The sequence below is a fragment of the Longimicrobiaceae bacterium genome, assembly GCA_035696245.1.
Classification (GTDB): Bacteria; Gemmatimonadota; Gemmatimonadetes; order Longimicrobiales; family Longimicrobiaceae; genus DASRQW01.
Genome location: DASRQW010000456.1, coordinates 1 through 6,949, shown reverse-complemented (window position 1 = coordinate 6,949; position 6,949 = coordinate 1). Strand labels below are relative to the sequence as shown.

General features: G+C 71.5%; 5 protein-coding genes. 3 read left to right on the top strand and 2 right to left on the bottom strand.

Annotated features, from left to right (window positions below):
* Together VFE05_20495 and VFE05_20490 are read right to left on the bottom strand one after the other, a co-directional pair.
* The coding region (locus VFE05_20495; GenBank protein ID HET6232467.1) for an ABC transporter permease at window positions 1–1,382 on the bottom strand (1,382 nt) is incomplete at its 3' end.
* On the bottom strand, window positions 1,379–1,720 hold the full coding sequence (locus VFE05_20490) for a PadR family transcriptional regulator (GenBank protein HET6232466.1): 342 nt from the start codon (window positions 1,718–1,720) through the stop codon (window positions 1,379–1,381). The genes VFE05_20495 and VFE05_20490, both read right to left, overlap by 4 nt.
* A gap of 1,288 nt (window positions 1,721–3,008) precedes the next feature.
* Here VFE05_20490 and VFE05_20485 point away from each other — a divergent pair.
* The 3 genes from VFE05_20485 (at window position 3,009) to VFE05_20475 (ending at window position 6,847) form a co-directional block, all read left to right on the top strand.
* On the top strand, window positions 3,009–3,812 hold the full coding sequence (locus VFE05_20485) for a hypothetical protein (protein ID HET6232465.1): 804 nt from the start codon (window positions 3,009–3,011) through the stop codon (window positions 3,810–3,812).
* Window positions 3,813–4,053: 241 nt separating this feature from the next.
* Window positions 4,054–5,535: a radical SAM protein gene (locus tag VFE05_20480; protein HET6232464.1), complete on the top strand. Its 1,482-nt coding sequence runs from the start codon at window positions 4,054–4,056 to the stop codon at window positions 5,533–5,535.
* 13 nt (window positions 5,536–5,548) lie between these two features.
* A complete protein-coding gene (locus VFE05_20475; protein HET6232463.1) occupies window positions 5,549–6,847 on the top strand; it encodes a hypothetical protein in 1,299 nt (432 codons plus the stop codon).
* Window positions 6,848–6,949: the final 102 nt, after the last annotated feature.

The following is a 6,949-nucleotide window of genomic DNA, read 5'->3' as shown; positions in this document are numbered from 1 at the left end:
CCCAGCGCCGCGCCGGCGAGGCGGATGCCGGCCGCCGTCACGAAGAGGCCGACCGCCGCGGCGGCGAGCGCCAGCAGCACGCTCTCCGTGAGGAGCTGGCGGATGAGCCGGGCACGGGGCGCGCCGAGCGAGAGCCGCACGCCGATCTCCCGCCTGCGCGCGAGCGCCAGCCCGACCAGGAGGGCGCTGACGTTCGTGCAGGTGACGAGCAGCACGAGCAACGCGAACCCGCCGGACACGGCGCCCGAGACGAGCAGGTCCGTACGGCCGCCCACACCGGCGTTGCCCGCGAGCATCGGCACCACGTCGGCGCTTCCGCGCGAGGACGGGGCGCCGGCATCCGTCTCCCGCGCCGCGCCGCCGTGCGCCAGGCGCGACGCGCGCTCCGCCACGGCGGCCACGAGGGGCGTGGCGTCGCTCGCCGTCACGCCGTCGCGCAGCCGGGCGGCGGCGCTCAGGAACAGGCTGTCGTAGCTGGTGAACACGGCCGCGGTGCGCTTCTGCAGGATGGGATACGCCCCGAGCGGAACCCACATCGTCATCCCCCCGCCCCCGTTCGTGCCGGCGAAGCGCGCGGGGGCGACGCCCACGATCTCGACCGGGGTGTCGTTCACGCGGATGGTGCGGCCGATCACGTCGCGCCCGCCGCCCAGCCGCTGCCACATCCCGTAGCCGATCATCGCCGTGGGCGCCGCCGTCAGCCGCGTGCCGTCCGCATCCGCGGGCGGCTGCGTGCCCAGGGCGGGACGGATGCCGAGGATGCCGAAGTAGTTCGCGGTCGAGTAGGTCACGCGCACCGGCACGGGCGCCGCCGTCGCGTCCCCCATGCTCACGATGGCCGTCTCTTCGGCGTACGCGGCGACGCCGGCGAAGAGGTCCGTGCGGCGGGAGTACTCCTGCACCTCGGGCCACGACAGCAGCCGCGCCTGCTCGTCCGCCGCGCCCTTCGCCCGCATGGTGCCGCGGATGCGCACCAGCGATTCGCTGCGCGCGATCCCCGGCGCGGGCAGCGTCGCGATGGAGCTCAGCACGGTGAACAGCACCACGTTCGTGCCGATGCCCAGCGACAGCACCAGCACCATGGTCACGGTGGACAGCGGCGTCCGGCGGAAGTGGCGCACCGCGTAACGGACGTCGGCCGCGGCGCTCTCGATCCACGGAAGGCCGCGCTGCTCGCGCACGCTCTCCGCGGCCTGCGCGAGGCCGCCGGATGCGATCAGCGCCTGCCTGTGCGCCTCGGCGGGCGGCATGCCGCGGCGCACGTTCTCTTCCGTCTCCATGGCGAGGTGCGCCTCCATCTCGGCCCGGAGGTCGTCGTCGTCGCGCCCGTGGCGCCGGAGCGTCGCGCCCATCCGCGACAGTATCCTGCGAATCGTCTTCATGCCGGCTCCCGTCCCAGTGCGAAGAAGGCTGCTATCACGTCGGCGGTCTGCTGCCATTCCCGGGTTTCGCGCGCTAGCTCTTTCCGGCCCGCCGGGGTGAGCGAGTAGAACTTCGCGCGGCGGTTGTTCTCGGACTGGCCCCACTCGCCGGTCACGAACCCCTCCTGCTCCAGCTTCACGAGCGCGGGGTAGAGCGTGCCGTAGTTCAGCGTGAGCCGGTTCCTGCTCGTCTCCTCGATCCGCCGCGCGACTCCGTAGCCGTGCAGCGGACCCAGCACGTCGAGCGTCTTCAGGATCATCAGCGCGAGCGTTCCCGGCTGGACCTCTCGTTTATCCACCACCGACCTCCTATTGGCTGCCCATAGGTGAGGGGCGCGATCCAGGTTCCCATGGGTCGCCCATAGGAAGATGATGCGAAGCTCGCCGGTGCGCAAGCACTTCGAGACCGCCGGCGAATCTCGCCATTCATCTCCCATCCGGTTGCAACCTCGTGCGCGGCTCCGTGCGCTGCCGGGTGGAACGGACGAAGGCTCCGTTCCGCCACTTGTACGCGGGGGTTCGCGGAGCAGGTATTCGGCAGGCGGAGATCGAACGGAGCGATGTGCTTCGGCCTGGCCCCCGCCGGTCGCCCGCCGCCGAAGGCTCCACCGAGCGATTTCGTGTACCGGGAGCCCCAGCCTTCGGAGCCTGCTCAGACTCGGTAGTGATCCGTTGCGGCATTGTGGGAATGTTGGGAGCCCATATGACGGCGGTGGGGGCGCAGAGTTTCTTTTGCGCCGTTGGATTCCTTCGTCCCGCCCGAGAGATTTTGTGAGCAACGGCAATGACTTCTCGTTTTAATGTGTGATTCGGAGCGGCTGCGTAGCGACCTCATGCCGTGCACCGCAACGTGGGCGATACGAGAGAAGGGGAGGGTCGATGTCGTTAGATGGATGCGGCGCAACGCTTTCGTCGGTGAGCGCATGGGGCGGCTGAAACTTCTGGGCGGAGTCTGAGCGTAACACAGCGCATGGAAGAGGCGGGTGTGCGGCGCAAAGACTCGGGCGGGCGCGGCGGCCGGTGTTGACAGCCTTTGCGGCCTCGAATACAATTCCCTCACACGTCCCGCCACAAACCGAGCCTTCCCGACCCCCATCCCTACGCGTTTCCCGCGGCGGGTGGTGTACGGAAGAGCCTCCGGACCGTCCGCCTCCCGGCGCGCGGGCAATCGCACGGGACGCTTCGCCACAGGTTTTCGCACCGGCCCGCCCGGCGCTTCTCACGCTACCACCGTAGCGTGTTTTCCCGAAATCTCGCGCAGTCACGCCATCCGGCTTCTCGCTCCGCGCCCCTTGCGTGGGGCGGTGCGCACCGGGCCGCCACCGGCCGTCTCCGCCGCTCCTTCCGCGCGACATCGCAAGCGGACGGTGCGGCGTCCGAGCCCCCGGCGGCTCGGGCTCCGGCATCGGTCGGCCGGCTGCGGGCATCCATCCGGCACGCCACGGGCATCGCACGCAAGACGCATCGGCCGCCTCGCTCCGCGGGGATCGCCGCTGCGGCAACCGATCAGCACGAACGCTCCCTTTCGGCAGCTTTCCGCCGGTCTGCCGGAACACCCTGCCCGAACGACTTCGCAGAACGGCTACCATGATCGTAGTGTACGAGCGCGAGAGCACCCGCCTGGCACGATGTCTGGAGAGCACGAGCCTGAACGACGTGAAGCCGGTGTCGGACTGGCGGGAGTTCGAGCGGTGGGCGGCGCAGTCGCTGTGCGTGGTGGTGCGCGTGGACTGGCTGTGCGAGGGCGACGACGCGGCACAGCTGCGGCGATTCAGGCGGCGGTCGCCATGCCACCCCATCGTGCTGGCCACGCGCGCCGACATGGCGAACGCGCGCCTGCTGCACCAGGTGACGGTGGACGAGGTCGTGTGGATCGAGGAGGCGGAGCGCTCGCTGGTGGACGCGGTGGAGCACGCCATCACCTCGCGCTCGCTGCTGCCGCTGGCCACGCTCGTGGGCGAGGCGCAGCACCTGCCGCGCAGCCTGCGCGAGGCGCTGATGCACGCCTGCCTGGCGGAGCGGCCGGTGTACTCGGTGGCGGAGCTGGCAGCTACGGCGCACTGCGACCGCACCACGCTGTGCCTGCAGTGGCGCAAGGCGGCGGGCGCCGGCGCGCCGCTGCGGCTGGTCGACTTCCTGGCGCTGATCCTCCTGCTGCACGCGAACCGCCGCAAGCTGCTGGGCCGCAAGACGGCCGAGGTGGCGGGCGAGCTGGGCATCCACGAGCACACGCTGCGCCGCCTGTCCAAGCGCCTGGTGGGCCACGCCACGCTGCGGACGCCGCAGGAGGACCAGGCCAAGCTGCTGGGCGCCCTGGACGTGTTCATCCGCACCCACCTTCTCCGCCAGGTTCCGGAAGAAGCCGCGCAGTCCGCAGCCGCCGTCGCCTGACCTTCCCGCTCCTCCGCAACCCCCGCAGCGGCGCCGAATACGGCAGCCGCGGCGGGGGTGTCTGCATCTATCCGGAACAGCACGTTTTGGGTCGTTCGATGCATTCGACAAAATGCACCTTTCCTGCCACGATTTGCGATTGTGCCGGGTGTTGCCACCACCGACATTCCGTGCCGTGACCGCGGTCCGCCGCGACGCTCCCCGCCGCAACTTCCCCCTTGTCGCTACCGAGGTGAGTCCCATGGCCGGTTCCCCCGACGTGATGCGCGAGTCGCCGCACGACACAGGCTCTTCGTGCGGCAGCGCGCCCAAGCCGCTGGTCCAGCTGATCCCGTCGCCCAAGGGCAAGCGGCACTGGACGCCGTCGCGCTTCAACGCGCGCACGCTCAGCCCCGACGGGCGCCTGATCCTGTGGAACACGCTGTCCGGGAGCATCACCGCGTTCGAGCCGGACCAGGTGCCGGTGGTGGAGCGCCTGCTGAGCCGGAAGGGCTTCAGCGCGCCGGAGAAGGGGATGACGGAGTACCTGCACAAGCGCGGCTACATCGTGCCGGAGAAGACGAACGAGCGCCAGCGCCTGCAGTACACCTTCGGCAAGCAGCAGTACCGCACCGACATCCTGTCGCTGATCCTGATGACCAGCGAGGACTGCAACTTCCGCTGCGTGTACTGCTACGAGGACTTCCAGCGCGGCACGATGACCAAGGAGACGCGCGACGGCATCAAGGCGCTGGTGCGCAAGCGCGCGCCGGGGCTGAAGGCGCTCTCCATCAGCTACTTCGGCGGCGAGCCGCTGTACGGCTTCGAGGCGGTGGCCGACCTCGCGCCCTTCTTCCAGGAGATCGTGAAGGAGCACGGGCTGCGCTACTCGGGCCACATGACCACCAACGGCTACCTGCTCACGCCCGAGACGGCGGACAAGGTGCTGGCGTGGGACATCCGCGACTTCCAGATCACGCTGGACGGGCCGGGCGAGTACCACGACCGCAAGCGCGTGGGCCGCGACGGCAGCGGCACGTTCTCGACCATCTTCGCCAACCTGGTGGCGATGCAGCAGCGCCCGGACAAGTTCAACATCACCATCCGCGTGAACTACGACCAGGACAACGCCCCGGCGCTCCCGGAGTTCGTGCAGATGGTGGGCGAGCAGTTCGGCGCCGACCCGCGCTTCCAGATGTCGTTCCACCCGGTGGGCAAGTGGGGCGGCGGCAACGACAAGAACCTGGCGGTGTGCGGGCTGGACCAGGAGAAGAAGATCGGCAAGGCGGCCAACGCCACGGCCATCCAGCACGGCTTCGAGATCCGCGGCCTGCAGGCGATGTCGCGCGCGGGCAACGGCGTGTGCTACGCCGCCCGCCCGTACAACTTCCTGATCGGGGCCGACGGCAAGCTGATGAAGTGCACCGTGGCGCTGGACAAGGAGGACTACAACATCGTGGGCAAGATCCTCCCCGACGGCGAGCTGGAGCTGGACGTGGACAAGATGGCGCTGTGGACGGAGCCGGCGTTCGAGAACGACACGGGCTGCGCCAAGTGCTACATGGTGCCCGTGTGCCAGGGGATGCACTGCCCGCTGGTGCGCATCACCAGCGGCAAGCGGCCCTGCCCGCCGCAGAAGCGGACGCTGCAGGCGGCGTTGATCGACACGTACGAGTCCGGCCGCAAGACGGTGCAGCCCACGCGTTTCTCCACGCAGCTGGGCAGCGTCCCGGCCGGCGTGTAGCGGAGCCGCGCCGATGCTCGCCACGGGCCCGCGCGCGGTGCGGGACGCCGCGCCCGGGCCCGACCAGGCGGCGCTGCGCCGCCGGGCCGACTTCCTGACGGCCGAGATGGGGGCCGACCCCGCCGAGGTGCACGCGGCCCTGTCGCGCCTGGACGAGCGCGGCCTGCGCGGCGACGGGGTGCAGGCCTGCCACCTGAACCTGCTGGCGCTGCTGGGCGGGCGCTGGCCGGCGGAGCGCGTGCGGGCGGAGGCGGTGCGCTGCGCCTGGACGCGCCTGTGGCGCGGCTGGCAGTACAACTCGGCGATGGCGGTGCGCCGCTCTGCGCGGGCGGCGGCGCGGGTGCCGGTGCTGGCGGGGTGGGAGGCGGCGCCGGTGGAAGCGCTGCGGGCGGGGGGAAGGGGAGTGCTTGTGTGCGGCTTCCACTTCGGCTCGTACCGCTTCGTGCCCACCGACCTGGCACGTCTGGGCCACCCGGTCACCTTCGCGGTGGACGCCCGCACCTACCAGCAGCAGATGTGGACCGACGAGGAGCTGGCCGACCTGGGGCCGGGCTTCCGCATGGCGATGATCGACGAGCCGGGCGGGCTGGTGACGCTGGTGCGCGCGGTGCGCCGCGGCGAGGTGGCCTACCTGAACGTGGACGGCAACCGGGGCTGGGGGATGGGCCACGGGCCGGAGTCGCACTGCGAGGTGGGCTTCCTGGGCCAGCGGCTGCGGGTGATGACGGGCGCGGCCCGCATCGCCGCGGCGAACGGCGCGGCGCTGCTGCCGGTGGCCGCGGTGCCGGACGGCCGCGGGCCCGGCCGCGTGGTCTGCGGCCCGCCCATCCTCCCGCCCGCCGCGGGGGAGACGCAGCCGGCCGGGGCGACGATGCAGGCGCTGTACGACTTCTTCGCGCCGCTCGTGGCGGACGACCCGGCGGAGTGGCAGGACGTGCGGTTCCTGCACCGCTGGCGCGTGCCCGACGCGCCGGGCGAGTCGGACCCGGAGGCGGCGGAGCGGGCGGGCGCGGCGGTGGAGGCGCACCTGGCCGCCGGCGGCACGGTGCACCTGGACGAGACGCGCTGCATGCGGCTGGGCGGCGAGGCGGACCCGGAGCTGGTGGACGTGCGCACGCTGCGCAGCTACCGGCCTCCTGCCTGGGCGGCCCCGCTAGTGGCGGCCCTTGCCGCGCCCGGCGGCGCGGACGCGGCGGCGGTGCGGGCCCGCTTCCCCGGCGCGGACGGGCGGCGCGCGGCGGCGGGGCTGGCGGGCGAGCTCGCGCTGCGCGGGCTGGTGGCACTGCGCCCGGCCCGCGGGGGAGACGACTAGGGAAGAGCTCTGTTCCGGTCTCGACGGTGTCGGATAAGGCAGTGGCGGACCAGCAGTATCCTCAACCAACCCTTCCCACCCAGGAGAGATCCCCATGAACAT